Source organism: Micromonospora echinospora, assembly GCF_900091495.1.
In the GTDB taxonomy this organism is placed as follows: Bacteria; Actinomycetota; Actinomycetes; order Mycobacteriales; family Micromonosporaceae; genus Micromonospora; species Micromonospora echinospora.
Map to the genome: position 1 here is coordinate 4628985 of NZ_LT607413.1, position 24787 is coordinate 4653771.

At 71.5% G+C, this 24787-nt stretch carries 20 protein-coding genes and 1 pseudogene; 16 read left to right on the forward strand and 5 right to left on the reverse strand.

Annotation, left to right across the window (positions count from 1 at the left end; genetic code table 11):
- Nucleotides 1-196: 196 nt before the first annotated feature.
- Entirely contained in the window at nt 197-1438 is a 1242-nt protein-coding gene (locus tag GA0070618_RS35210; protein WP_269148431.1) for a helix-turn-helix domain-containing protein, read from the reverse strand.
- A gap of 389 nt (nt 1439-1827) precedes the next feature.
- On the opposite strand from GA0070618_RS35210, the gene GA0070618_RS20830 reads away from it, so the two are divergent.
- Both GA0070618_RS20830 and GA0070618_RS20835 read left to right on the forward strand, forming a co-directional pair.
- Nucleotides 1828-3195, forward strand: coding sequence for a tetratricopeptide repeat protein (locus GA0070618_RS20830; protein WP_231931388.1), 1368 nt, complete (start codon nt 1828-1830; stop codon nt 3193-3195).
- 397 nt (nt 3196-3592) lie between these two features.
- Nucleotides 3593-4167 (forward strand): annotated as a pseudogene (locus tag GA0070618_RS20835) (dihydrofolate reductase family protein).
- On the opposite strand, the gene GA0070618_RS20840 reads toward GA0070618_RS20835, so the two are convergent.
- Nucleotides 4099-4860 carry a helix-turn-helix domain-containing protein gene (locus GA0070618_RS20840; protein ID WP_143740418.1) on the reverse strand — a complete coding sequence of 254 codons (762 nt, stop codon included), beginning with the start codon at nt 4858-4860 and terminating at the stop codon, nt 4099-4101. The pseudogene GA0070618_RS20835 and the gene GA0070618_RS20840 sit on opposite strands and share 69 nt — an antisense overlap.
- A 53-nt stretch (nt 4861-4913) precedes the next feature.
- Here GA0070618_RS20840 and GA0070618_RS20845 point away from each other — a divergent pair, with 53 nt between their 5' ends.
- From GA0070618_RS20845 to GA0070618_RS20885, 9 genes are all read left to right on the forward strand, one after another.
- Complete coding sequence (locus GA0070618_RS20845; RefSeq protein ID WP_088983146.1) at nt 4914-6593, forward strand: bifunctional 3'-5' exonuclease/DNA polymerase; 1680 nt, start codon at nt 4914-4916, stop codon at nt 6591-6593.
- A gap of 152 nt (nt 6594-6745) precedes the next feature.
- Nucleotides 6746-7339 carry a nucleotidyltransferase family protein gene (locus GA0070618_RS20850; protein WP_088983147.1) on the forward strand — a complete coding sequence of 198 codons (594 nt, stop codon included), beginning with the start codon at nt 6746-6748 and terminating at the stop codon, nt 7337-7339.
- A gap of 85 nt (nt 7340-7424) precedes the next feature.
- Nucleotides 7425-8066: a M15 family metallopeptidase gene (locus tag GA0070618_RS20855; RefSeq protein ID WP_088983148.1), complete on the forward strand. Its 642-nt coding sequence runs from the start codon at nt 7425-7427 to the stop codon at nt 8064-8066.
- Nucleotides 8067-8253: 187 nt separating this feature from the next.
- The gene (locus GA0070618_RS20860; protein ID WP_088983149.1) at nt 8254-9513 is read left to right on the forward strand and encodes a sugar ABC transporter substrate-binding protein; all 1260 of its coding nucleotides are present in this window, start codon (nt 8254-8256) and stop codon (nt 9511-9513) included.
- A gap of 1 nt (nt 9514) precedes the next feature.
- A complete protein-coding gene (locus tag GA0070618_RS20865; protein ID WP_197701561.1) occupies nt 9515-10423 on the forward strand; it encodes a carbohydrate ABC transporter permease in 909 nt (302 codons plus the stop codon).
- A gap of 10 nt (nt 10424-10433) precedes the next feature.
- Nucleotides 10434-11321 carry a carbohydrate ABC transporter permease gene (locus GA0070618_RS20870; RefSeq protein WP_088983150.1) on the forward strand — a complete coding sequence of 296 codons (888 nt, stop codon included), beginning with the start codon at nt 10434-10436 and terminating at the stop codon, nt 11319-11321.
- Between the two features lie 24 nt (nt 11322-11345).
- A complete protein-coding gene (locus GA0070618_RS20875) occupies nt 11346-12893 on the forward strand; it encodes a glucoamylase family protein (protein WP_088983151.1) in 1548 nt (515 codons plus the stop codon).
- Nucleotides 12894-12978: 85 nt separating this feature from the next.
- On the forward strand, nt 12979-14829 hold the full coding sequence (locus GA0070618_RS20880; RefSeq protein ID WP_088983152.1) for a GH39 family glycosyl hydrolase: 1851 nt from the start codon (nt 12979-12981) through the stop codon (nt 14827-14829).
- 155 nt (nt 14830-14984) lie between these two features.
- Nucleotides 14985-16022 (forward strand): LacI family DNA-binding transcriptional regulator, encoded by a 1038-nt coding sequence (locus GA0070618_RS20885; protein WP_088983153.1) that lies wholly within the window; start codon nt 14985-14987, stop codon nt 16020-16022.
- A gap of 48 nt (nt 16023-16070) precedes the next feature.
- Here the strand turns inward: GA0070618_RS20885 and GA0070618_RS20890 are convergent, their stop codons facing one another.
- Complete coding sequence (locus tag GA0070618_RS20890) at nt 16071-16880, reverse strand: metal-dependent hydrolase (protein WP_088985699.1); 810 nt, start codon at nt 16878-16880, stop codon at nt 16071-16073.
- Between the two features lie 229 nt (nt 16881-17109).
- Complete coding sequence (locus GA0070618_RS20895) at nt 17110-18192, reverse strand: PQQ-dependent sugar dehydrogenase (RefSeq protein ID WP_088983154.1); 1083 nt, start codon at nt 18190-18192, stop codon at nt 17110-17112.
- Nucleotides 18193-18388: 196 nt separating this feature from the next.
- Here GA0070618_RS20895 and GA0070618_RS20900 point away from each other — a divergent pair, with 196 nt between their 5' ends.
- The 5 genes from GA0070618_RS20900 to GA0070618_RS20920 all read left to right on the forward strand — a co-directional run bounded on the left by GA0070618_RS20900 (nt 18389) and on the right by GA0070618_RS20920 (nt 23353).
- The gene (locus tag GA0070618_RS20900; protein WP_088983155.1) at nt 18389-19726 is read left to right on the forward strand and encodes a S8 family peptidase; all 1338 of its coding nucleotides are present in this window, start codon (nt 18389-18391) and stop codon (nt 19724-19726) included.
- 123 nt (nt 19727-19849) lie between these two features.
- Nucleotides 19850-21136 carry an IS256 family transposase gene (locus GA0070618_RS20905; RefSeq protein ID WP_088981555.1) on the forward strand — a complete coding sequence of 429 codons (1287 nt, stop codon included), beginning with the start codon at nt 19850-19852 and terminating at the stop codon, nt 21134-21136.
- Nucleotides 21137-21204: 68 nt separating this feature from the next.
- Nucleotides 21205-22209: an RHS repeat-associated core domain-containing protein gene (locus GA0070618_RS20910; RefSeq protein ID WP_088983156.1), complete on the forward strand. Its 1005-nt coding sequence runs from the start codon at nt 21205-21207 to the stop codon at nt 22207-22209.
- A gap of 27 nt (nt 22210-22236) precedes the next feature.
- On the forward strand, nt 22237-22803 hold the full coding sequence (locus GA0070618_RS20915; protein WP_143740543.1) for a hypothetical protein: 567 nt from the start codon (nt 22237-22239) through the stop codon (nt 22801-22803).
- A gap of 43 nt (nt 22804-22846) precedes the next feature.
- Nucleotides 22847-23353 (forward strand): hypothetical protein, encoded by a 507-nt coding sequence (locus GA0070618_RS20920; RefSeq protein WP_157748967.1) that lies wholly within the window; start codon nt 22847-22849, stop codon nt 23351-23353.
- A gap of 17 nt (nt 23354-23370) precedes the next feature.
- On the opposite strand, the gene GA0070618_RS20925 is transcribed toward GA0070618_RS20920, so the two are convergent.
- Complete coding sequence (locus tag GA0070618_RS20925) at nt 23371-24687, reverse strand: glycosyltransferase family 4 protein (RefSeq protein ID WP_088983159.1); 1317 nt, start codon at nt 24685-24687, stop codon at nt 23371-23373.
- Nucleotides 24688-24787 lie beyond the last annotated feature (100 nt).

The window sequence follows — 24787 nt, forward strand, 5'->3', positions numbered from 1 at the left end:
GTTCGTGGTGGCGCACCAACTGCCGTTAGGCTGGGTGGCGCAGGAGGCCCTCTCGGGGGTTCCCGCAGCCGCCTTAGGGCCCGCTCACGCGGGCCCTTCGTGCATCTGGTGGGCGGTCGGGGACCAGCACCAGGAGTGGTAGCGGCATGTCTCGTCGGGGTTCGGGCGGGCTTCGCGGTGCTGGAGGACGGCCATGTCATCTTTTGTCGAGCGGTGCCGACCACGGCGTGGTCAGGCCGATGAAGGCGGCAAGACGGGTGACGTCGGCAGGGGTGGAGCCGGAGCGAAGGACCGTGGCGAGGATGGTGTGGGTGACGGGTCGGAGGCGTACCTCGGTGGGGGCGACATGGTCGGCGGTGACGAGGGTGCGGCCGGCGGCGTAGTGGTCGCCTGCGTCGAGATGGATGCGCGCCATGTCGATGAGGTGGGCGGCGCGGTGTTCGGCGGGCAGTCGCTGCCAGTCAGGGTGACGGGTGGCGCGCTGGTGGTGGGCGATGGCGTTGTGCTGGTCGCCGAGGCGGGCGGCGACGAGGGTGCGGGCGAGTTCGATCACGACTGGTCCGAAGCCGTCGTCGTGGTGATGCTGGGTGACGGCGAGGTGCTCAGCACGGTCGATCAGGTCGTGGGCGGCGATGGCATCGCCGTGGGTGGCGGCGGCGATGGCGGCTTCGGTGAGGAGCATTCCGGCGAGGGCGATCTGGTCGGGCAGTGATCGGCGGTACGGGGCGAGGTCGATCGGGCGTACGGCGGCGGTCGCGGCGGCCAGGGCGAGGCGGCTGCGGTCGAGTGCGCGGAGTGCCTGGGCGAGAGGGACGGCGGCGTGAGCGATGAGGTGGGGGTCTCCGGCGGCAATGGTGATGGCCCGGTCGGCGGTGAGCCAGGCGAGGTGGGGTTCGCCGAGTTTGACCAAGACGTGCGCGGTGAGCCGGTAGACCCGTACCAGTAGCGGGGTGGCGGGCCAGGTGTCGGTGGTGGTGTGGGTTCGGCGGGCGTGGCGGGCGGCGACAAGGAGGCCGGGCAGCACGCGCAGGACCTGGACGTGGTGAGCGTGTCGGTAGGCGGTGTGGGCGTAGTTGATCTGGCGGTCGAGTTCCGCTGTCGATGATGGCCAATCGCGTCCGGTCGGGGTGTCGTAGTCGGCGAGGGCCTCGCGGATGCGTTCGACGGCGGCGCTGGTTCCGGTCGTGGGTGGTCGGCGGGTGTTGCGGCCGAGCAGGACAGCCGTTGAGACGCCGAGGGCGGCGGCGACAGCCTCGATCGTGGAAAGTCGGTCGAGTCGGCGGACGCCGCGTTCGACCTTGTCGACCCAGCTTTTCGACTTGCCGATGCGGTCGGCCAAGACCTGCTGGTTCATGCCCCGGCGGGTACGGAGCTGAGCGATGCGCCGGCCGACGGGCAGGTCCCGGTGGTGGTCCGGCCGATTCGTCGGCGTGCTCACCGGCGCGCCTTCGCCCGGCGCAGGGCTTCAGTGGACTGCCCGCAGCGCGGACACCACCGGGACTTGACCCGGCATGAGAAAAGCCCGAGGAGAAACCCCAGCGTCAGGCCACCGACGACGATCATCGAGATTCCGACTACCACGAGCACACTCGTCTCCCGGCGGCGCCGAGAACCGGGACGATGCCGCACCCCAGCACTCGACCTGTTGCCGTGACATGAACCGGGCCCACTGCCCGATTCCCCGGTGCCCAGTTGACCCCGGTCGAGCCGGAGAGGAGGCAGGTGCGCGGGGTGCCTACCGGTGCGAACCGGTGCCGGGCATCCGAGTCCGCCACGACCTCCGCTACGGTGCGTATGAGCGACCGCTACAGACGAAGGGTCGATGGTGTGACACCCAGCGGAGACGCGATCACCCACCTGCTCGCTGAGGCGGGCTGGCAGCCCGAGCAACTGGCCCGGCGACTCAACGAATGTGCCGAGCGGCACGGTCGGCCGGAGCGGCTACACATCAAAACGCCGTACAAGTGGAAGAAGGGCGATGTTCCTCGAAGCCCATGGCCCTTGCTGACCACCGTGCTGTTGGCGGAGCAGTTGCAGCGACCGATCACCCTCGATGATTTGGGTTGGCCGGACGACGGTTTCGAGGCGGTACCCGCCTCGGCCGGTCTGGAACTTCCCTGGTCACCGGCCGGGGCCTTGCAGGCAGGCGAGGTCGTGAACGAGTCTGAGGGAATGATGCACCGACGGATGTTTCTGACTCTGCTCGGTTCCGCACTGACGTCCCCGGCCCACGAGTGGCTGATCGCGCAGCCATCGCGGGCCGTCGCGTCGACCGCAGGCCGTCCACTGTCCCCAGGCGTCGTCGACCACCTGGACGCCGTGACCGCCAGCCTACGGCGAATGGACGACCACCTTGGCGGCGGCCAGACCCTCGGTCTGGTCCGCCAACACCTCAGCACAGTGGTCGGTGTACTTCGCGATCGACGCTACACCGACAGTGTGGGCCGACGACTGCACGCCACCGCGGGTGAGCTGTTGCGCCTCGCGGGCTGGCTCTCGTTCGACGATGGTCATCACAGCCGGGCCCAGCGCTTCTGGATCGCCGGTCTCTACCAGGCCCACGCCGCCGGTGACCGAGGACTCGGTGCGAACATCCTCGGGTTCATGTCATGCCAGGCCAAGGACCTCGGTCAACTACGGCAGGCGGTTACTCTCGCCGAAACCGCGCGATCCAGCTACCCGGACACCAGCCCGAAAGTTTCCACGATCCTCGACCTGCGGGCCGCCGAGGCGTACGCGAACAATCGGTCGGTGGCCGACACCCGGCGCGCTCTCGACAGCGCTTTCGACCGGCTGAACGACAACCGGCCGGAACACGGCGACCCGGACTGGTCGTACTGGATCAACGAGGCACAGGCCCACGCCCAGGCCGGCTACTGCTACGTCAAGCTGAAAGACTGGCCCCGAGCCCGCGACCACCTCCGGGCAGCGCTACGGCTCCAGGAGAACGAGTACACCCGCGAGGGTGCCCTGCGGAACGCTCTGCTCGCCACCACCTACGTCCAGCAGGCGCATCCCGACCTGGACAAGGCACTTGCCCTCGGCGACCAGGCCGTCCAGACACTCACCGGCCAGGTCACCTCCGCGAGGTGCATCAAACACGTACGCAACCTGGTCGGCGCGTTGGGACCGTACCGGCGCACTCCCGCCGTGCGCCGGTTCTGTCACGACGCGAAAGACCTCGTCGCGACCTGACGACGCAGGGCGATCTGACCGGAGGCGGCCGGATACCGAGGACTGGCCTTCGGTCCACGGGTGGTCGAGCCAGGTAGAGCCGTTCCGCTCTACGCATGATCGCCCTGCCGAAGACGTGGTGCGTTCGGGGTTTCTAGCCGTACATGCGCCAAGGGCGCATAGACGGGGCAGCTCGACAGCTTCGCAGACCCATGTGCCCTTCCGGCGGCTCCACCACCGGCCGCACCGGGTCAGCCGACGTCCGGACCTCGACCCGGCCCGCGCCGACGCGCGTCGTCCCGCCCCGCCCGCCTGTCGTTTCCGTCCAAGACCCGGCCGGGCCCGGCCGATAGCCTCGGGACGCGGCCGGGACGATCTGGCCGAGGTGTGGTGCTCGACGACGGATGCGGAGATTGTGGTGACGCGCGAACTGGTGTGGACCGGGTTCATCTCGCTCGACGGGATCGTGGACTCGCCCGGGGGACGACCGAGGGACACCCGGCCGGGGGATGGGTGTTCCGGACGCCGTTCGACCCGGAGTCCTTCTCCCTCAAGGCTGAGGAGCTCCAGGAGACCACCGCGCTGATGTTCGGACGCCGCAGCTACGAGGCGTTCGCCTCGGTGTGGCCGCAGTCCGACGACCATGCGGACTACCGGGACCTCCCGAAGTACGTGGTGTCCACGACGTTGGACGACGGCGCGCTCGTCGACGGGTGGGGCGAGCAGCACATCCTGCGCTCGGTGGAGGACGTGGCCGCCCTCAAGAAGACCGACGGTGGGGCGATCTTCGTCCACGGCAGCGCCGAGTTGGCGCGCAACCTGGCCGACGCCGGTCTCGTCGACCGGTACAACCTTCTGGTCTTCCCGGTGCTGCTCGGCGAGGGGAAGAGCGTGTTCCCCCGGCGTGAGCAGGAGGAACAGCGGCTAGCGCTGCGCGACTCTGCCGCCTACCCCAACGGCATCCTCAAGGCCGTGTACGACGTCGTCCGATAGGTGCGACAACCCGATCGCGCCGCCGAGGCCGCCCCGGAGCTGGCCGGCGGTGCGTCCCACGTACCGCCGTAGCGCCCGCGCGAGGTGCGGTTCGTCGTAGTAGCCGAGCAGACCCACCACGACGCTCACCTCCTCGCCGCAGGAGAGCAGGTCCGCGGCGGTCCGGGCGCGTTCGATCTGCCCGACGGCGCTACGGGTGAGCCCGGTGACGGTACGGAACCTCCGTTCCAGGGTCCGGGATCCTGCTACGGGGTGACGGCCGTCCAGCGCCGCCGTCACCAGTGGGTCCCGCACCAGGACGCCGGTGCGGACGAGCCGTGCGACCAGCGCTTCGGCATCGTCGTCGACGCGCGGCGTCGGCCAGCGTGCGCCGTCGAGCCAGAACCGCCCCGCCGTCGTGTCGGGCAGCTCCAGCCCCGAGTTGACGAACGACGACGTGGGAGCCATCCGCAACGCGGTGCCGACGGCGAACTGGATGCCGACGAAACGGGCCTCCGCCGGAACGGGCGCCGTCCGGGTGTGCTCCTCCGGACCCGTGACAGCCGCGTACGACGTCCCGTCGCTCTCCCAGAACACGAGCCCCCAGGTCTCGCTCGCGACCGAGGTCATCTGTGACACTCCCGCGCTGCGGCTGGCCCACACCGAGGAGATCCACGGAGACTCCGAGGAACGCGAGGTGATCAGCAGTCCCACGTCGGAACCCTACGACGCGCACCGGCCGGCGCGTGTCGTAGGGCGGGGGCAGGATGGGGGACGTGCTGGTCGCGGTGGTGGCGGGGGAGGGCGGCGGGGGCGTGCTGTGTCCGCTGCGCGCCGACGGGAGCCCGGCCGGTCCCGCCGAGCCGGTCGACGATCTCGCCGCCGCCGTCGCGACCCGGGAGCGCGCCGACCGGCCCCGCTGGGTGTGGGCGTCCGGCGCGACGGTCTATCCCGGGCTGCTGCGCGCCGGGGTCCGGGTCGAGCGCTGCCACGACGTCGAGCTGACCGAGGCGCTGCTGCTCGGGTACGCCGGCCACTGGGGCGAGCCGCGTTCGCTGGCGGCGGCCTGGGCCCGGCTGACCGGCGCGCCGGTGCCGCCCGACCCGCCGCCGCGTCCGCCCGCGCCGCCCGGCGACGGTCAGGTCGCGCTCTTCGACGCGCCGTCCGGGCCGCCCGGTCCGGGCATTGCGGCGTTGACCCGGGTGTACGCCGACCAGCTCGCCCGGATCGCCGCCACCGCCCACCCCGGCCGGTTCCGGCTGCTGGTGGCCGCCGAGTCGGCCGGCGCGCTGATCGCGGTCGAGATGGGGACGGTCGGCCTGCCCTGGCGGGTCGACGTGCACGACCGGATCCTCACCGAGCTGCTCGGCGAGCCGTCCCCGGTGGGCGGGCCGCCGCGCCGCCTGGCCGAGCTGGGCGCCCGGATCGCCGACGCGTTCGGGCTGCGGCAGCTGCACGCCGACTCCCCGGCCGAGCTGCTGCGCGCGTTCGCCCGGGCCGGCATCGACCTGCCGAACACCCGGGCCTGGGTGCTGCGTGGGGTGGAACACCCGGCGGTGCCGCTGGTCCTGGAGTACAAGGAGCTCTACCGGATCTGGACGGCGCACGGCTGGGCCTGGCGGGACGCGTGGGTCCGCGACGGCCGGTTCCGCCCCGAGTACGTGCCCGGTGGGGTGGTCTCCGGCCGGTGGGCCACCCGGGGCGGAGGGGCGTTGCAGATCCCGAAGGTGATCCGCCGGGCGGTGGTGGCCGACCCGGGGTGGCGGTTCGTGGTGGCCGACGCCGGCCAGTTGGAGCCCCGGGTGCTCGCCGCGGTCTCCGGCGACGCCCGGTTGGCGGCGGCCGGCGGGGCGGGCGACCTCTACGCCGCCCTGGCCCGGGACGCCTTCGGCGGTGACCGGGCCCGCGCCAAGCTCGCCCTGCTCGGGGCGATGTACGGGCAGACCGGCGGGTCGGCGGTGCCGGCACTGGCCGTCCTGCGTCGGCACTATCCCACCGCCTTCGGGTACGTCGAGGCGGCGGCCCGCACCGGGGAGACGGGCGGGCTGGTCCGCTCCTGGCTGGGCCGGACCTGCCCGCCCGGCTCGGTCGGCCTCGGTGACGACCCGGCGGGGGAGGAGGGCGGCGGGGACCCGCAGGGGCCCCGGGCTCGGGCGGCCCGTTCCCGGGGGCGGTTCACCCGCAACTTCGTCATCCAGGCGACCGCCGCCGAGTGGGCGTCCACCCTGCTCGCCATGCTGCGGACCGCCTTGGCCGGCACCGACGCGGAGCTGGTCTTCTTTCAACACGACGAGGTGGTGGTGCACTGCCCGGCGGGGCAGGCGGACGCGGTGGCCCGGTCGGTGGGCGACGCGGGCACCCGGGCGGCGGCGCTGATGTTCGGTGACACCCCGGTCCGGTTCCCGCTGGACCTGTCGGTGGTCGACTGCTACGCCGACGCCGACTGACCCGGCAGGTCCGGCGCGGAACTCCCATGAGGGTCGTCCGCGCGTCCAGAGCGGTCAGCCGAGCCGGAGCGCCGGTGTTGTACTAAATATCCGATTCGCCCCGCCACCGATCGGGGCCGTTGGTCGTTGCACCCGGTGTGCGAATCGCAGGAATGATCATCGCCGCGGGCGGCGGCCGGCGGATCGGCGGGCCCGAGGCGCTACTGCGCCTCGGGGAGCGCCCCCTGGTGGACCGGATGGTCGCCACGATGATCGAGGCGGGCTGTGACCCGACCGTGGTCGTCCTCGGCGCGGCCGCCGACGAGGTGCGCCGGACCGCCGAACTGGACGGGGCGACGGTGGTGGTCAACCAGGCCTGGGGCACCGGTGTCGGGTCCTCCATCCGGGCCGGTCTCGCCGCGCTCACCGACGACGCGATCGAGGCCGTCGTGGTGGTCCCGGTGGACATGCCCGGCCTCACCGTCGAGGCGGTCCGCCGGGTCGTCGCGCTGCCGTACCCGGATGTGCTGGTCTGCGCCACCTACGGCGGGCTGCGCGGCTACCCGATGCTCTTCGGTCGGCGGCACTGGGCCGGCATCGCCACCCTGGCGCGCGCCGACGTCGGCGCGCGGCCGTACCTGCTGGCCCACAAGGACCTGATAGTCGACATCGCCTGCGACGCGGTGGCCGACGGCAGCCGGGTCGACTCCCCGGAGCTGATGACGCTCTACGGGCTCAGCGTCCCGCCGCAGCGGGTAGGCGCCTGAGCGGACGGCGGGGGCGGGGTACAGGGCGGACCACCGACCGATTCGTCCTTCCGGCCGGCAGGTGACGTCCCCGGGGCGGCGCACGGTGGCCCTGCTGTCCGTGCTGGCGCTGTCGGCCTGCACCCGGCCGGTGCCGCCCCCGGCTCCGCCGTCGCCCACCCCGCCCGCCTTCGCCAGCGAGATCCGGCCGGTGACCGAGGCGGACGTGGCGGGCAGTTGGCGGCCGGGCTGCCCGGTGGGCCCGGACCGGCTGCGGCTCGTCCGACTGACCCACTGGGACTTCGCGGGGCAGCCCCGCACGGGTGCCCTGGTCGTGCACGAGGCGGTCGCCGCCGACGTGGTGACCGTCTTCGACGCCCTGTTCCGGCAGCGGTTCCCGATCCGGCAGATGCGACCGGTGGACGTCTACGGCGGTGACGACGCCGCGTCGATGGCCGCCGACAACACCTCCGGGTTCAACTGCCGTCGTGCGGTGACCGAGGGGGCGGCGAGTTGGTCGACCCACGCGTACGGGCGGGCGATCGACGTCAACCCGGTGGAGAACCCGTACCTGTTCGGCGGTCGGGTGCTCCCGCCGGCCGGCGCGGCGTACGTCGACCGTGGCGCGTACCGGCCCGGAATGGCGGTGCCGGACGGCGTCCTCGTCCGGGCGTTCGCGGCGGTCGGCTGGTCCTGGGGTGGGGTCTGGTCCAACCCCGACTACCAGCACTTCACCACCGGGCGCTGAAGCCGCAGCCGCGCCTGCCCGCCCTTCGCCACGGGCGCGGCGTATCGAGAGTTGTCGGCGTTGCTCTTGACATTGATGAATGACTTCGCCAGTATCCGAAAATGTTGTAAGCGCTTTCAGTCTGCGCCCGTCCCGGCCTGCCGACGTAAATGGCCGAACACGGGCCGGTTGCATTGGAGGTTGTCCCATGGCGACGTGGACGCGGCCACTGGCCGCGCTCGGACTCGCCGCTGTCCTGCTGGTCGCCGGCTGCGGTCGGGACGAGGACGGCGGCGCGGAGGGCCCCGGTAGGAGCATCGGCGAGGGCAAGGCGACCGGCGAGGTCACCGTCTGGGCGATGGGCACCGAGGGCGAGAAACTGGGCGTTCTCGCCGACGCCTTCATGAAGGAGAACCCGGACGCCACGGTCAAGGTGACCCCGATCCCGTGGGACGGGGCACACGACAAGATCGCCACCGCGATCGCCGGCCGGCAGACCCCCGACGTCAGCCTGGTCGGCACCACCTGGATGGGGGAGTTCGCCAAGACCGGCGGGCTCGACCCGGCCCCGGCCGACCTGGTCGCCAAGGACGACTTCTTCCCCGGCGCCTGGGACACCACCGTGGTCGACGGCACCTCCTACGGCGTTCCCTGGTACGTCGAGACCCGCCTGCTCTACGTCAACAAGGCGGTCGCGGCGAAGGCCGGGATCACCACCGCCCCACAGACCTGGGAGGACCTGAAGACCGCGATCACCGCGCTGAAGACCAAGGGCGGCGCGAAGTGGGGCGTCTCCTTCCCGGCCGGCGGCCCCGGCTCCTGGCAGGCGGTGCTCCCGTTCGTCTGGCAGAACGGCGGGGACGTCCTCTCCGGTGACACGTTCGCCCTCGACAGCCCCGCCACCGTCGAGGCGCTCGGCTACTACCAGTCCTACTTCGCCGAGGGCCTGAGCCCGAAGGACCTGCCGCAGGGCACCCTGGAGGCGGAGTTCGTCAAGGGGACCATCGGGGCGTTCGTCTCCGGACCCTGGCACATCAATCTGCTCAAGGAGCAGGGCGCGGCCGACAACTTCCAGCTCTGGCACATGCCGAAGCGGCAGGCGGCCACCTCGTTCGTCGGCGGCGGCAACCTCGCGGTCTTCAAGGACGCCAAGAACCGCGACGCGGCCTGGAAGTTCGTCGAGTACCTGTCCCGCCCGGACGTGCAGATCACCTGGTACCGGACGGCGTCGGACCTGCCGTCGGTGAAGAAGGCGTGGGAGGACCCGGTGCTGGCCGGCGACCCGCACCTGGCCATGTTCGGCAAGCAGTTGGACGACGCCAAGTCGCCCCCGGCGATCGCCACCTGGGAGCAGGTCGCGGTCGGCATGGAGGCCGAGGTGGAGAAGCTCACCAAGACCGGCGTCAGCCCGCAGGACGCGGCCCGCGCGATCCAGCAGAAGGCCACCTCGATCGGGACGGGAGCCTGACGTGACGGCACCGGGCCGCCACGCCGGGCGGGGCGGCGCGACCCACCGGGGGCTCACCGGCTGGGCGTTCGCGCTGCCGTTCGCCGTACCGTTTGCGATCTTCCTGGTCGGCCCGGTGCTCGTCTCGCTGCTGATGAGCTTCACCGACATCCGCCTGGCCGACCTGCGCACCCCGCTGGCCGTGGAGTTCGTCGGATTCGAGAACTACCTGCGTCTGGCCGACGACGAGGTCTTCCTGAAGTCGATCCGGAACACCGCGCTGGTGGTGCTCCTCGGCATCCCGCTGACGCTGGGGCTCGGCCTGGCCGTGGCCCTCGGGCTGAACTCTGGGCTGACCCGGTTCAAGGCGCTGTTCCGGGTCGGCTACTACCTGCCGGTGGTGACCAGCATCGTCGCCGTCTCGGTGGTCTGGCGGTTCGTCTACCAGAAGGACTCCGGGCTGGTGAACGGGTTCCTCGGGTTGTTCGGGGTCACCGGCCCGAACTGGCTGGAGAGCACCCACCTGGCCCTGCCCGCGCTGATCGTGATGATCGTCTGGCGGGGGCTCGGCTTCCAGATGGTGATCTTCCTGGCCGGGCTCCAGGCCATCCCCGAGCAGCTCTACGAGGCCGCCCGGATCGACGGGGCCAGCGCCTGGCAGCAGTTCCGGCACATCACCCTGCCGATGCTCAAGCCCACCCTGCTGCTCTCCACCGTCATCGGCACGGTCGGCCTGATGCTGGTCTTCGAGGAGCCCTTCGTGATGACCCAGGGCGGGCCGCTGCACTCCACCGTCTCCGTCTCGCAGTACGTCTACAGCCAGTTCGGGTTCGGCAACTACGGCTACGCCTCCGCGATGAGCTACGTGCTCTTCCTGGCCGTCGCGGCGCTCGGCGTGGGCTGGTTCCGCCTGCTCAAGTCGGACTCCTGAGGAGCGGCACATGGCCACCCCCGTGATCGACGACGCCCCCGTCCGGCCGGCTCCGGCGGCGGGCCGGACCCGCCGTTCCCGCGACCGGGTCGCCGCGACCGTCCTGCACCTGCTGCTCGGCGGCGGGCTGCTGCTGATGGTCGGCCCGTTCCTGTGGATGCTGGTCTCGTCGCTCAAACCCGAGGGCGAGGTCCGCCGGGTGCCGCCGACCTGGTGGCCGGAGGCGGCCACGCTGGAGAACTACCGGGAACTGTTCGGCCGGCTGGACTTCCCGCAGTACTTCACCAACTCGGCGGTCGTCGCCACCCTGGTCACCGTCGGCAACGTACTGATCTGCGCGGCCACCGGGTACGCCCTGGCCAAGCTGCCGTTCCGGGGCCGGCGTGGGCTCTTCGCCGCCGTGGTCGGGACGATCATGGTGCCGCCGGTGGTCTGGTTCATCCCGGTCTTCGTGCTGGTCAGCAACCTCGGCCTGGTCAACACGTACGCGGGCCTGGTGCTGCCGAACATCGCCCAGGCGATCAACGTCTTCCTGATGCGGCAGTTCATGCTCTCCGTACCGGACGAACTGCTGGAGTCGGCGCGGATCGACGGGGCCGGCGAGTGGCGGATCTTCTGGCGGATCGTGCTGCCGCTGTCCCGACCGGCCATGGCCACCGTCGGCATCCTCACCTTCCTCGGCTCCTGGAACAACTTCCTTTGGCCGCTCGCGGTCGCCACCACCGAGGACAAATACACCCTGCCGGTGGCGCTCGCGCTCTACAGCGTCGGGCAGAACGAGGCCCGGTACGGCCTGCTGCTGGCCGGTTCGGTCGTCGTGGTGCTACCGATCCTGCTCGTCTTCCTGGTCCTGCAACGCCACTTCGTACGGGGCATCGCCACCACCGGTCTCAAGTGACCCCACACCCGCAGGAGGTACCCGATGAAACGCAGGTCCGTGCTGACGCTGGCCGCCGGCGCGTCGGCGGCGCTGCTCGTCCCGGCCGGGGCGACCGCGGCCCCGACCGTCCGGTCCGGCGGCTCCGACCGGCGACTGCTGCTGCGCTACGCGGCCGACACCTGGCGGTCGATGACCGCGATGGTGGACCCCGGCACCGGGCTGCCGTCGGACAACATCGACGGTGACCTGAGCCCGGCCAGCCGGTCCCGGTACACCTCGCCGACCAACATCGGCTGCCTGATCTGGTCGGCGGTCGCCGCCCGCGAGCTGGGCCTGGTCTCCCGGGGCGAGGCCCGCCGCCGGATCCGCGCCGCGCTGGACACGCTGGCCCGACTGGAACGCCACCCGTACTCCGGGATGTTCTACAACTGGTACGACCCGGCCACCGGGCAGCTGCTGCGCACCTGGCCGATCGACGGCTCGACGGTGCACCCCTTCCTCTCCAGCGTGGACAACGGCTGGCTCGCCGCCGCGCTGATGGTGGTCGGCAACGACGACCCGGCGCTGCGCGCGTCGGCCGGCCGGATCCTCGCCGGCATGGACTTCGGCTTCTACTACGACGCGAACGCCCGGGGCGCCGACTTCGGCGCCGGCCTGCTGCGCGGCGGGTTCTGGCCGGAACGCCCGCCGAACGGCGGCGTCGAGGACAACTACCGGGGTCGGGGCCCGAACGTCTGGTACACCGGCCACCACTACGGCACGCTGAACAGCGAGACCCGGATCGGCAGCTACGTCGCGATCGCGCTCGGCCAGGTGCCCCGGGAGCACTACTTCGCCATGTGGCGCACCTTCGAGCCGAACTGCGACTGGTCGTGGCAGGAGATGAAACCGGTCGGGGAGTACACCGAACACCTCGGCATCCGGGTCTTCGAGGGCGCGTACCGGCACCGGGGACGACAGTACGTGCCGAGCTGGGGCGGCTCCATGTTCGAGGCGCTGATGCCGGACATGCTGGTGCCCGAGGCCCGGTGGGCGCCGGACAGCTGGGGCCGCAACCACCCGGTGTTCGTCCAGGGGCAGATCGACCACGGCCTGCACGAGGCCGGCTACGGGCACTGGGGCTTCTCGCCGTCGTCCGACCCGGCCGGCGGCTACCGGGAGTACGGCGTCGACCCGATGGGCCTGGACACCGACGGCTACACCAGCGACCAGGAGCGCACCCGGGTCAACCTCGGCTTCGACGGCTGCCGACCCGCCGACCCGCTCCCCACCGCCTACGGCGACGGCGTGGTGACCCCGCACGCGGTCTTCCTCGCCCTGCCGTACGCCCCCGGCGAGGCGGTCGACCAGCTGGCCCGGCTCCGCGCCGACTTCGACTGCTACGGCCCCGGCGGCTTCCACGACGCGGTGGCGGTGCGCAGCGGCGCCGTCGCCCACCGGTACCTCGCCCTGGACCAGGGCATGGTGCTGGGCGCGCTGGGCAACCTGCTCGGCGGTGACGCGCTGCGCCGCCGGTTCGCCGCCGGACCGGCCACCGAGCGGCTCCGCCCGCTGCTCGGGATCGAGGAGTTCGCCGTACCGGTCGGGTGACCGCCACCGAGGCCCGCGCGGCCGGTCCGACCGGCCGCGCGGCCACCGGGATCGACGGCGCACCGCCACGAGGGAGAGGACGAGGATGGGCAACGAGCAGGTGGCCACGCCGACCGGGGACGCCCGCGCCGACTGGGAGGCCCGGATCGGGCTGCGCCGCCACGGCGGCAGTGGCCGGGATCAGCTTCCGCCGCCGACCGGGCTGCGCGCGGCCGGCGGACGGGGACAGGTGACCCTCGACTGGGAGCCGGTGCCCGGGGCGGTCGGCTATCTGGTCCACCGGGCGGACCGGCCGGACGGGCCGTACCTTCCCCTGGACCACCAGGGCGGCGACGTGCTGGCGGTGCCGCACCCGCCGTACGCGGACACCACCGGCGAGCCGGGCCGCACCTACCACTACGCGGTCGCCACGCTGGCCGACGTGGACGTGTGCGGGGAACCGGGGGGCGGTGTCGCCGCGGCGTCGACGCCCGACGGCCCGGCCGCCGTCCGGGTCGCCGTCGACGCCGCCGGCACCGACGGACCGGTGCACCGCCCGTGGCGACGCATGATCGGCGCCGAGCGCCTCAGCCACCTGCTCTGCGCCGACACCACGGGCGGGCGGCCGATCGGCGCGGAGTTCACCGAGGCACTGTCGATCATGCGCCGGGAGCTGGGCGTCGAGACGGTCCGCGCGCACGCCATCCTGCACGACGACGTCGGGGTCTACCGGGAGGTCGACGGCCGGCCGGTGTACGACTTCTCCCGCGTCGACGAGATCTACGACACCCTGCTCGGCCTCGGCCTGCGTCCGGTCGTGGAACTCTCCTTCATGCCGGCCGACCTGGCCCGGGATCCGGACCGGACGGTCTTCGCGTTCAACGCGATCATCTCCCCGCCTCGGGACTGGGACCGCTGGGCGGACCTGGTCCGGGCCCTCGTCGCGCACCTGGTCGACCGGTACGGGCTGGCCGAGGTCCGCCGCTGGGAGTTCGAGGTGTGGAACGAGGCGAACCTGGAGGTGTTCTGGACCGGCACCCGGGAGGAGTACCTGCGGCTGTACGAGGTGTCCGCCCGCGCCGTCCGGGACGTCGACGCGGCGTTGCGGGTCGGCGGCCCCGGGTCGGCCGCCGCCGCGTGGAACGGGGCGCTGCTGGACCACGTCGCCCGCACCGGCGCCCCGATCGACTTCCTCTCCACCCACACCTACGGCAGCCCGCCACTGGACCTGCGCCCGCTCTGCGAGGCCGCCGGTCGGCCCGACCTGGAACTGCTCTGGACCGAGTGGGGCATCACCCCCACCCACTTCAACCCGGTCACCGACGGGGTGTTCGCCGCCGCCTTCCTGCTGCGTGGCATGCGGTCCGCCGCCGGTCGGATCGAGGCGCTGGCGTACTGGGTGGCCTCCGACCACTTCGAGGAGCTGGGCCGGCCGCCCCGGCTGTTCCACGGCGGGTTCGGCCTGCTGACCGTCGGCAACCTCCGCAAGCCCCGGTTCTGGGCGCTGGCCGCGCTCGCCCGGCTCGGCGACGACCAGTTGCCGGTGACCGTCGACGGCGACGGGGCGGGTTCCCTGGTCGAGACGTGGGCGGCCCGGCACGCCGACGGCCGGGTGCACGTCCTGGTCTGGAACGGCACGCTGGACCAGTCCAAGGCCGGCGGGGCGCCGGCGCTGGAGCGGGACGTGCGGGTCGACGTCGCTGGACTCGCCGACCGGCCGTACCGGGTGACGCACTGGCGGGTCGACGCCACGCACTCCAACATCGAGGAGGTCTGGGCGCGGCACGGCGGCGGGGACTGGCCCGACGACGCCCAGTGGTCGCTGCTGCGGGCGGCCGACACCCTCGACCGGTACGAACCGGACACCGAGGCACGTCCGGCGGACGGTGTCCTCGGCTGGGCCTTTCCGCTGCCCATGCCGGGCTTCTCCCTGCTGGAACTCGTGCCGCTCGACTGAGCCGCACGGCGACCGCCGCCGGGCCGGGGCGCCCGCCGCCTCCGGCCCGGCGGCGGCCCGGGGCGGGTCGGCCCGGGGAAGCACCGTGACCAGGTCGGACCCGCCCGGGCACCGTAGCCTGGACCCGGAAGACCTCGACGACGCGGAGTGGTGGGGTGACGAGACCGGACAACGAGGCGGTCGGCCGGGCGGACGGTCCGCACCGCCGCCGTCCCACCGTCTACCAGGTGGCGGAACTGGCGGGAGTGTCGATCGCCACGGTCTCCCGGGCCCTGCGCGCCGACGAGCCGGTGGCGCCGGAGACCCGGCGACGGGTGCTGGCCGCCGCGCGAACCCTGAACTGGTGGCCGAGCCGGGCCGCGCAGACCCTGGCCGGTGAGAAGCACGACGCGGTGGCGATCATCATGCCCGACCTCGCCGGCCCCTACTACGCCCAGGTCGTCGCCGGCTTCGAGTCGGAAGTGGTCGGGCGGGACAGCGTCGTCATGGTGATGGCCACCCACGGGCGGGCCGCCTCCGAGCGGCTGGCGCGCGATCTCGCGTCCCGGATCGACGGGCTGGTCGTGATGGGCGAGAGCGTCCCGGAGCCGACCCTCCACGAGATGGTCGCGCAGGTGCCGGTGGTCCTGCTGGCCCGCCCGGCGCTGCCCGCCGTCACCACCGTGGTCTGCGAGAACGTCCAGGCGGCGGAGACCCTGACCCGGCACCTGTTCGACCACGGACGGCGTCGGCTGCGCTTCGTCGGCGACCCGGAGGGCACCCCGGACGTGCGGGAACGGTGGACCGGGTTCGTCCGGGCGCACACCGACGCGGGCGTGCCGCTGCTCGCCGGCCCTGCCGAATGCGAGCGCCTGGAGGCGGAGAGCGGCTACCGGGCGGGGCTGGAGATCCTCCGCGACCCGGAGGTGGACGCGGTGTTCTGCGCCAACGACGAACTCGCCTCCGGGGTGTACCGGGCCGCCGCCGAGGTCGGCCGGACCGTGCCCGGGGACCTCGCGGTCACCGGCTGGGACGACGTGACCCTCGCCGCCCACCTGTCGCCGCGCCTGACCACGGTGCGTCAGCCGATGCGGGAGCTCGGGGCCGCCGCCGCGCGGCTGCTCTTCGACCAGATCGGTGGTGCCCGCACACCGCCCACGGTGCAGCTCGACACGGAGGTGGTGATCCGGGCCAGCTGCGGTTGCCACGGCTGACCGGGAACCGCTGACGGCCGGGCCGACCCGCGTTGACGGGAGGTCGGCTCAGACGTCGGTGGTGAAGCGCTCCAGCACCGAGGGGGCGACCAGGCCGATGGCGGCGAGGACGGAGACCACGGTGAGCACCGAGCGGACCACCACGATCTCGGTCTTGCCGCCGGCCCGCAGCGCGATGCTGTTCGGCAGGCCGATCGGCGTCCACATCCGGCGTTTGATCGGGATGGGCCAGAGGATCGGCACCCCGGCCTTGGTGACCATGTCGCCGATGATGTGCACGAAGCAGCCCACCCCCATGGCCAACCCGATCATCGGGTAGCCCCGGTCGCCGGGCAGGTTCGCGAAGGTGTACCAGGCGCCGGCGGCCGAGGCCAGCGTGACGATCACCCAGCCGGCCCGTTCCGCCCAGCGGTCGAAGAGGCCGCGCAACGCCAGGCCGATCATGAAGAACAGGATGCCGACCACGGCCCACTTGCCGTACGCGGTGCAGAGCGCGGTGGTGCCCCAGCCGACCAGCACGGTGAACGGGATGGTGTGGGTCAGCGTCCGGTGCCCGTTGTTGCGTTTCGGGTCGCGGCTGAGCTTGGTGGCGTAGTAGACGCCGAGCGACACCTTCTCGATCACCTCGGCCACGAAGAGCGAGAAGACGCCGAAGGTGCGGGCGACGGTGGCCCCGCCCTGGTTGCGGGTCACCTTGCCGGAGAGGTCGAGGTCGGGGAAGAGCGCGCCGCCCGCGCAGACCGCCGTGCCGACGGCGAGCGCCAGGGTGGACTGTTCGTAGTCGGCGAAGTGTTCCAGCGCCAACGACCCGGTCAGCCACACCGCCGCGCCGGAGAGCGCGTGCGACGGTCCCATCATGTCGGTCATCCTCCCCCGGAGATCGTGATCGACAAGTTACGGCACCGGGGCGACATCCTGGCTGTCGGGTTCTCGTCCGTCGGCAGTGGAACCGCGCGTTCCGGCCGTGGCCCGGGGGAGGCCGCGGCCGGAACAGGTCCGTCACCGCCGGACGGTTCCGGCTGCCCGCCCAGCGGGGCGGGAAGCTTCCGGCTGCCCGGTCAGCGCGGCGGCTTTCTCGGCTATCCGGTCAGCGCGGCGGGAAGCGCAGGACCCGGTCGTCGGTCGCCGCCGGGGAGCCGCGCCCGTCGCGGTTGCTGGTGGTGACCCAGAGGTACCCGTCCGGCCCGTACTCCACCGTGCGCAGCCGGCCGTACGTGCCGACCAACTCGGCCACCGGCGTGCCCGCGCCGCCGGACGTGGTCAGCGGTACGTTCCACAGCCGGGTCCCGCGCAGCGCGGCCACGTAGAGCCGGTTGCCGACGACCGCCGCGCCGCTCGGGGACGCCTGCGAGGTCGACCAGACCACCAGCGGGTCACGGAACCGGGAGTCGTTGGCCCGGCCCTCGACGATCGGCCAGCCGTAGTTGCCGCCACGCACGATGACGTTGACTTCGTCCCAGGAGTTCTGTCCGAACTCGGTGGCGAGCAACCGGCCCTGGGCGTCCCAGGTCAGGCCCTGCACGTTGCGGTGACCGAGGCTGTAGACCAGGGAGCCGGCGAACGGGTTGTCCGTCGGGACCGTTCCGTCCGGACGCATTCGCAGGATCTTGCCGTTGCGGCTCTGGAGGTTCTGCGAGGTGGACGTCTGCCCCGCGTCGCCGACCCCGGCGTAGAGCATCCCGTCCGGACCGAAGGCGATCCGGCCGCCGTTGTGGATGCTGGCCTTGGCGAGTCCGGTGAGGATCGGCTGCTGGGTCTGTGGCGTGCTGAGGCGGAAGCGGGCGATCCGGTTGTCGGTCGAGGTGGTGAAGTAGACGTAGACGTAGCCGTCCTGGGCGTGCGTGGGGGAGACCGCCAGGCCGAGCAGCCCGCCCTCGCCGCCGGGAGCGACCCCGGCGATCTGGGTCACCGGCGTGGGCGCCTGACCGGGGCGCACCCGGACCACCTGGCCGGAGTTCCGCTGCGCGACCAGGGCGGAGCCGTCGGGGAGGAAGTCCATCCCCCACGGCACGGTCAGGTTGCTGGCGACCACCTGCGGTCGCGTGAAGTCGAAGTCACCGAGGGCCTCGACCGTGGCGCTCGGACGCGGCGCCTGCTGGGCCGGGTCGGCGAGCGCGGCGGCCCCGCCCCCGGTCAGCGCGACACCCATCGTCGTCGCTGCCACGATCATCAACCGGACTCTCACGACAAACACCACCATTCTATCAGCGATTGCCGTCAATATATATCGCAACGAGTGATCAAATCGATACGGAAAGCGCTATCCGTTGGTGGCCTGGCCTCGAATACCATCGCTGATGGTCGATGTCTCTGGAGCCTGCGGGACAACGGGGACCGCGACGGGGGATCGACCGGGAAGGCAGCAGATGCGAACCCCACATGTCACCCCGCGCCGGCGCGGCGCCCCACGTCGCCTCGGTGCCGTCGCGCTGGCCGTCGCGGTCGGCACGGCGTCGCTGGTCGGTGCCGGCGCGCCGGCGGCGGCCGAGCCGGCGACCATCCTCGGAGCCGGCGCGCCGACCGCGATCCCGGGCAGCTACATCGTGGTGCTCAAGGACAGCGTCACGCTCCGGGACACCGGCATCCTGACCCGCGACGGCCGGGTGCCGCGCGGCACCATGTCCCCGTCGGCCCGCGCGGCGGCCCGGGACGCGGTGGACCGGGCGGCGGAGACCCTGGCCGACCGGCACGGTGCGACCGTGGGCCACCGGTACAGTGCCGCGCTGCGCGGCTTCACCATCCGGGCCAGCGAGACGGTGGCCCGGCGCATCGCCGCCGAGGAGTCGGTGGCCTTCGTGGAGCAGAACCGCCGCACCCGGCTGGACGACGACCGCACCGCGCCGGTGACGACGCTGGGCACCCAGCCGAACCCGCCGTCGTGGGGGCTGGACCGGGTCGACCAGACCAGCCTGCCGCTGGACAACTCGTTCAGCTACCCGTCCTCGGGCGGCCAGGGCGTGCACGCGTACGTCATCGACTCCGGCATCCGCCTCACCCACCAGGACTTCGGCACCCGCGTCGTCAACGGCATCGACGTGGTGGACGGCGGCACCGCCGACGACTGCTACGGGCACGGCAGCCACGTCGCCGGCACGCTGGGCGGCACGACGTACGGGGTGGCCAAAAGCGTCACCCTGGTCGCCGTACGCGTCTGGGCATGCGACGCCACCGGCGACATCGCCACCACCACCCAGGCGATCGACTGGGTCACCGCGAACGCGCAGCAGCCCGCCGTGGCGAACATGAGCTTCGGCAACTCGACCACGCTCAACCCCGGCGCGTACGAGGCCGCCACCACCGGGCTGATCAACTCGGGCGTGACCGTGGTCGCGTCCGCCGGCAACGACGGCGGCGACGCCTGCGTCAAGACCCCCGCGTTCATTCCGGCGGTGCTCACCGTCGGCTCCACCTGGCCGGACGACGGGGCGGCCTGGCTCAGCAACCACGGCCCCTGCGTGGACCTGTTCGCGCCCGGCCAGAGCATCGTCTCCGCCGGCCACACCACCGACACCGCCTGGACGACGAAGACCGGCACCTCGATGGCCGCGCCGCACGTGGCCGGCGCCGCCGCATTGATCCTCGCCGCGAATCCGACCTGGACCCCGGCACAGGTGCACGCCCAGGTGATCGCCGACTCCACCTCCGGCGTCGTCTTCAACACCCGACCCGACACGACCAGCCGGATGCTGTACGTGCCCTCCTGAACCCGGCGGCCGTTCCGCCGGTCCCGGACCTCCGAACAGGACCCACCGCGCCCGGGTCTGTGGATCTAACGGTGTTTCCGGCCTGACCCATCGGGCGTTGTGCCTGGTGAGGAGGGTGCCGTGATGACCGCGACATCGAACGATGTAAGCCCGAGGAAGGCTAAGGCTGATCAGTCGGCCGAGGCGAAGGCCGCTGCCGACCTGGTGCGAGCCGCGAAGGAGCAAGGGCTGTCGCTGACCGGCCCGGACGGCCTGTTGAAGCAGTTGACGAAGACGGTTCTGGAGACCGCGCTCAACGAGGAGATGACCGAGCACCTCGGTTACGAGAAGCATGACTCGGCCGGTGCGGGGTCGGGCAACATCCGCAACGGCAGCCGGCCGAAGACGGTGCTGACCGACGCCAGCGGGCCGGTGGAGATCAACGTGCCACGGGATCGGGCCGGCACGTTCGAGCCCCGGATCGTGCGGAAGCGGCAGCGGCGCCTGTCAGGGGTCGACGAGGTCGTGTTGTCGTTGTATGCCAAGGGTTTGACGACCGGGGAGATCTCGGCGCACTTTGCGGAGATCTATGGGGCGTCGGTGTCGAAGGAGACGATCTCCCGGATCACCGACAAGGTCATCGAGGAGATGGTCGACTGGTCCCACCGGCCGTTGGACGAGATCTACGCGGCGGTGTTCATCGACGCGATCGTGGTCAAGGTGCGTGACGGGCAGGTCGCGAACCGGCCGTTCTACGCCGCGATCGGGGTCACCCTTGACGGCGAGAAGGACATCCTCGGCCTGTGGGCGGGCACGGGCGGTGAGGGCGCGAAGTTCTGGATGAGCGTGCTGACCGACCTGCGTAACCGGGGTGTGAAGGACGTGTTCTTTCTGGTCTGCGACGGCCTCAAGGGCCTGCCCGAGGTCGTGACGAACGTGTGGCCCCGCACGGTGGTGCAGACCTGCGTGATCCATCTGATCCGCAACACGTTCCGGTTGACCTCCCGCAGGTACTGGGACGAACTGAAGCGTGACATCAAACCGATTTACACGGCGGTCAACGCCACTGCCGCGAGGGCGGCGTTCGACGACCTGGCGGAGAAGTGGGGCGGCCGGTATCCGGCGGTGATCCGGTTGTGGGACAACGCCTGGGCCGAGTTCATCCCGTTCCTCGACTACGACCTGGAGATCCGCAAGGTCATCTGCTCGACCAACGCGATCGAGTCGTTGAACGCCCGCTACCGGCGGGCCGTGAAGGCCCGCGGCCACTTCCCGAACGAGCAGGCCGCGTTGAAGTGTCTGTACCTGGTGACCCGGTCCCTGGATCCCACCGGAGCCGGCAGGACCCGATGGACGATGCGTTGGAAACCCGCGTTGAACGCCTTCGCCATCACCTTCAGCGACCGCTTCCCGGCCGCTGAAACCTACTAACCAAGATCGCCGGAAACACCGTTGGCGAGACAGCCCCCTCCGGTGAACTGAGCGTCACCCGCCGACGGATGACCCCGTTCGGCGAGAACCGTGGGGCACCGCCAGGCACCTGGCCGGACGACAAAGGCTTCGTCGGCGGCACCATCGACCCAACCGGCTACACCCACCTCGGGGCCCGCGAGTACGACCCCGCGACCGGCCGGTTCCTCTCCGTCGACCCCCTCGTCGACTACGGCGACCCACAGAGCCTCAACGCCTACTCGTACTCGGGCAACAACCCCGTCCGCTACTCCGACCCCGACGGCCTGCGCCGCATCGAACACGGTGGCGTCGGTGGCGGTGGCGGTGGCGGAGGCGGGCGGGGCGGCATCGGCGTCACCTTCGCTGTCGGCCGGTCCAGGACGATCCGAGCATCCGCCGGGACGAAGGTCGGCTACACGGGGGCCCGTGGCAGTAGCAGAGTCAAGGCCCCAGGTTCCGCTGCCCGGAGCGAGCGAGGCATCATGCGCGACCGGGCCATGCGAAAGAGGTCCGGTGGGCAGAACGGGGCCAAGACAAACAGCAAGGGCAGGACTCCCAACAAGGGAACCACGAGCAAGGGCACCAAGGGAAAGAGCCCTACCAGCAAGGCCAAGCGCAAGAGCAACAGCACGGGCAAGGGCACGAGCAAGAAGGGACGCAGCAGCAACTCCGGCAAGGGTAGGAAGGGACCGTCGTCACGGCCCAAGCCAACCCCGCCCAAGAAGGAAGTCCAGACCATCAAACCTCGGGACGGCAAGCAGGACGTGCCCGAGCCCGCCGCCAGTGCCCAGGAGCACGCGCAGCGGGTCCAGGACGTCCTCGGTCAGCGCGTCCATGACATGGGAAGTGATGTCGTCGCCGGGCTCGGTACTGTGGGGAAGGCTTCGCAGTTGTCGCCCGGTACTGTGGTGCCCCGCGGCCCTCCCGCGTCCGGTCCTTCCTGGAGTGCCCACCATGCCGACGGCGGCTTCGTTGCCGACGCGAATGCCGCTGGAGCCGTGATCGCGTTGGTGTGGACGGTAGCGAAAATCGTTGCCCGAGGGCGAAAATAGATGCCGACGTCGGGGGAGGTGCGTGGCATGGGTGAGCAAGGGAGGGCTTCGAAGGCTCCGCAAGGCTCACCGGACCCCTCCCTCCCCTCGAAGCCGACGACGATCAGCACCAAGCAGGGACGGATGATCCGGGCCGAACTTCTCGGCAATTTCGCTGAGGCCGATCGTTTGAGGGATCTGCTTCGCGCGGAGAATTCGGACCTCGAAGTACTCTCCGGTGCCTTCGTGGCTGCCGTGCGTCGGCGTTTCGGTAGGATAGACGATCTTCGAGGGATCACTGAATTCGTCGCGAACCTCGGCGCCATTCTCGGTGCGGGCGTACCACGTCGCGAGACCGAGGCTATGGTGCGTGTCGTTTTGGGAGAGGAGTACCTGCTGGACTCGGTGGAGCCCGAGGCGGCTGGCACTGCGGTGTGGGCTGTGCTGCTTGGCGTCGTGATGGAACTGGAACTCTCATCGACCGACGTCGACTCGTTGATCCTAGAGGCGGAGTGGTACGCGGGAATGATCGATCAGCTCGGGGCGCTCGACGCCCTAAGATCGGCATCGCCGGAGATGCACCCCGCGTGGTGGCGTCTCCCGCACAGTTGGTGAGCTGATTGTGGTGATCTGCTGACGTGGCGCGCGAGTGGGAGGCATGGTGAGCAAGAAGTTGAAGAGGGTTTTCTTCGGAGCGCGGCGACCGTCCTCGCCTTCTTCTCCGCAGCCGCAGACGCTGATGGGGCAGTTTCTTCGGGCCGTCATGCTGCGTTGGGATGAGCAGACCCAGCTGCACGTCGAGGTCAAGAAGCATGGCTCGAAAGACGGCAACGAGCTGACCCGGGCGGCATTCGAGGTCGCGGTTCGGCGGTACTTCCCCCCGGACACCGACCTACGGGTGATCAGTGGGTTGGTGCACGAGATGCGTCAGGTGTTCGGAGAACTCGTACCGGTCCTGGAGACCGAAATGCTGATCCGTGCGGCGCTCGGTGAGGAAGTTCCCATCGACGACATCACGCTTGTCCCGGAGCTGACGGCCAAGACCTTCACGCTCATGGGGCTGACCGACAAGTGGAGCCGGGACGTGTCGACGGTGAACAGCGTCCTGGCGGAGGCGGAGGAACTCGTTCACCGACGAGGCTTCGCCCCAACGCCTGCGGCGTAGCCCGTCGGCCGTGGTAGCTATACGGCGAGCAGGCGCCCCTCCGGGATGGCGATCTTCGACCGTACGCCGGCCAGCGGCGCGGCGGCCCGGCGGACCCGCAGCGGCACGTGTTCCCGGCGGGCGGTGGCGTAGCTGGCGGCGGTGGAGGCGGCGATGGTCGACCAGCCGTACCGCTCGCCGACCATGGTGCGGGCGCGGCGGGCGACCCGGCGGGCGAAGACCTCGTCGCCGACGAGCCGGTCGACCGCCCCGGCCAGGGCGTCGGGGTCGCTGTGCGGGAAGGTCATGCCGGTGACGCCCGGCTCGACGATCTCGGCGAGTCCGCCGGTGGCGGCCACCGCCAAGGGCGCGCCGGCGGCCGCGGCCTCCAGGGCGACCATGCCGAACGGCTCGTAGAGGCTGGGCACCACGGTCGCGTCGGTGGCCCCGAGCATCGCCGGGAGCTGTGACTCGGTGAGGAAGCCGGTGAACCGGACCGTGTCGGTCAGCCCCAGGCCGTCCACCCGGGCCCGCAGTTCGTCCTTGTACGGGCCGTCCCCGGCGATCACGACGCGCAGGCCGGGGTGCCGGTGGCGCAGGTGCGGCACGGCCTCCACCAGGTGCTGGACGCCCTTCTCGTAGACGAGGCGGCCGGCGTACCCGACCAGGGGGCCGTCGGCGGCGAACCGGGCGCGGGCGGCGGTGACCGCGCGCGGCCGGGCCTGCCAGGCGCGGGCGTTCACCCCGTTGGGCACCACGTCGACCCGGCCGGCGGGCACGTCGAAGAGGGTGGTGACCTGGTCGCGCATGTAGCCCGAGCAGGCGATGACCCGGGCCGAGGAGTTGCTGAGCCAGTGCTCGACGCCGTGGATGGTGCGGTTCATCTCCTCCGGCAGCCAGCCCTGGTGCCGGCCGGCCTCGGTGGCGTGGATGGTGGTGACCAGGGGCAGGTCGAGGTGTTCGCTGATGGTGACGGCGGTGTGCGCGACCAGCCAGTCGTGGGCGTGCACCACGTCGTACTCGCCGGACTCGGCGGCGCGCAGCGCGGTGCGGGTGAGCGTGTGGTTGAACGCCATCGTCCAGGCGAGCAGGGCCGGGGTGGCCAGGGGGAAGGTCACCGGGTCCTCGGGGGCGCGCAGGATCCGGACGCCGTCGGCGTACTCCTCAAGTGGCGCGCCCTCGGCGTGCCGGGTGACCACGGTGACCTCGTGGCCGGCGGCGGCCAGGGCGACGGAGAGGGCGTGCACGTGCCGGCCGAGTCCACCCACGAGCACCGGCGGATACTCCCACGACAGCATCAGCACCCGCTGCTGCCGGGCGGGGTGGATGTCGATCACATCGGCGTTCGGTGACATGCGGCCCCCTGGAGTTGTCCCCTGCGCGCGGCGACGGCCTCCGCTGTCCGGATTCCCGTCGCCGCGCCCTGGTCGGGGCCAATCCTGCCGCCGGCTCGAT

What these genes read in the sequence shown, in the direction of transcription:
- GA0070618_RS20845 (WP_088983146.1), top strand. Translation starts at nt 4,914, where the DNA reads ATGGGGGACGTGCTGGTCGCGGTGGTGGCGGGGGAGGGCGGCGGGGGC.
- GA0070618_RS20850 (WP_088983147.1), top strand. Translation starts at nt 6,746, where the DNA reads ATGATCATCGCCGCGGGCGGCGGCCGGCGGATCGGCGGGCCCGAGGCG.
- GA0070618_RS20860 (WP_088983149.1), top strand. Translation starts at nt 8,254, where the DNA reads ATGGCGACGTGGACGCGGCCACTGGCCGCGCTCGGACTCGCCGCTGTC.
- GA0070618_RS20870 (WP_088983150.1), top strand. Translation starts at nt 10,434, where the DNA reads ATGGCCACCCCCGTGATCGACGACGCCCCCGTCCGGCCGGCTCCGGCG.
- GA0070618_RS20875 (WP_088983151.1), top strand. Translation starts at nt 11,346, where the DNA reads ATGAAACGCAGGTCCGTGCTGACGCTGGCCGCCGGCGCGTCGGCGGCG.
- GA0070618_RS20880 (WP_088983152.1), top strand. Translation starts at nt 12,979, where the DNA reads ATGGGCAACGAGCAGGTGGCCACGCCGACCGGGGACGCCCGCGCCGAC.
- GA0070618_RS20890 (WP_088985699.1), bottom strand. Translation starts at nt 16,880, where the DNA reads ATGATGGGACCGTCGCACGCGCTCTCCGGCGCGGCGGTGTGGCTGACC.
- GA0070618_RS20895 (WP_088983154.1), bottom strand. Translation starts at nt 18,192, where the DNA reads ATGATCGTGGCAGCGACGACGATGGGTGTCGCGCTGACCGGGGGCGGG.
- GA0070618_RS20900 (WP_088983155.1), top strand. Translation starts at nt 18,389, where the DNA reads ATGCGAACCCCACATGTCACCCCGCGCCGGCGCGGCGCCCCACGTCGC.
- GA0070618_RS20905 (WP_088981555.1), top strand. Translation starts at nt 19,850, where the DNA reads ATGACCGCGACATCGAACGATGTAAGCCCGAGGAAGGCTAAGGCTGAT.
- GA0070618_RS20910 (WP_088983156.1), top strand. Translation starts at nt 21,205, where the DNA reads ATGACCCCGTTCGGCGAGAACCGTGGGGCACCGCCAGGCACCTGGCCG.
- GA0070618_RS20915 (WP_143740543.1), top strand. Translation starts at nt 22,237, where the DNA reads ATGGGTGAGCAAGGGAGGGCTTCGAAGGCTCCGCAAGGCTCACCGGAC.
- GA0070618_RS20920 (WP_157748967.1), top strand. Translation starts at nt 22,847, where the DNA reads ATGGTGAGCAAGAAGTTGAAGAGGGTTTTCTTCGGAGCGCGGCGACCG.
- GA0070618_RS20925 (WP_088983159.1), bottom strand. Translation starts at nt 24,687, where the DNA reads ATGTCACCGAACGCCGATGTGATCGACATCCACCCCGCCCGGCAGCAG.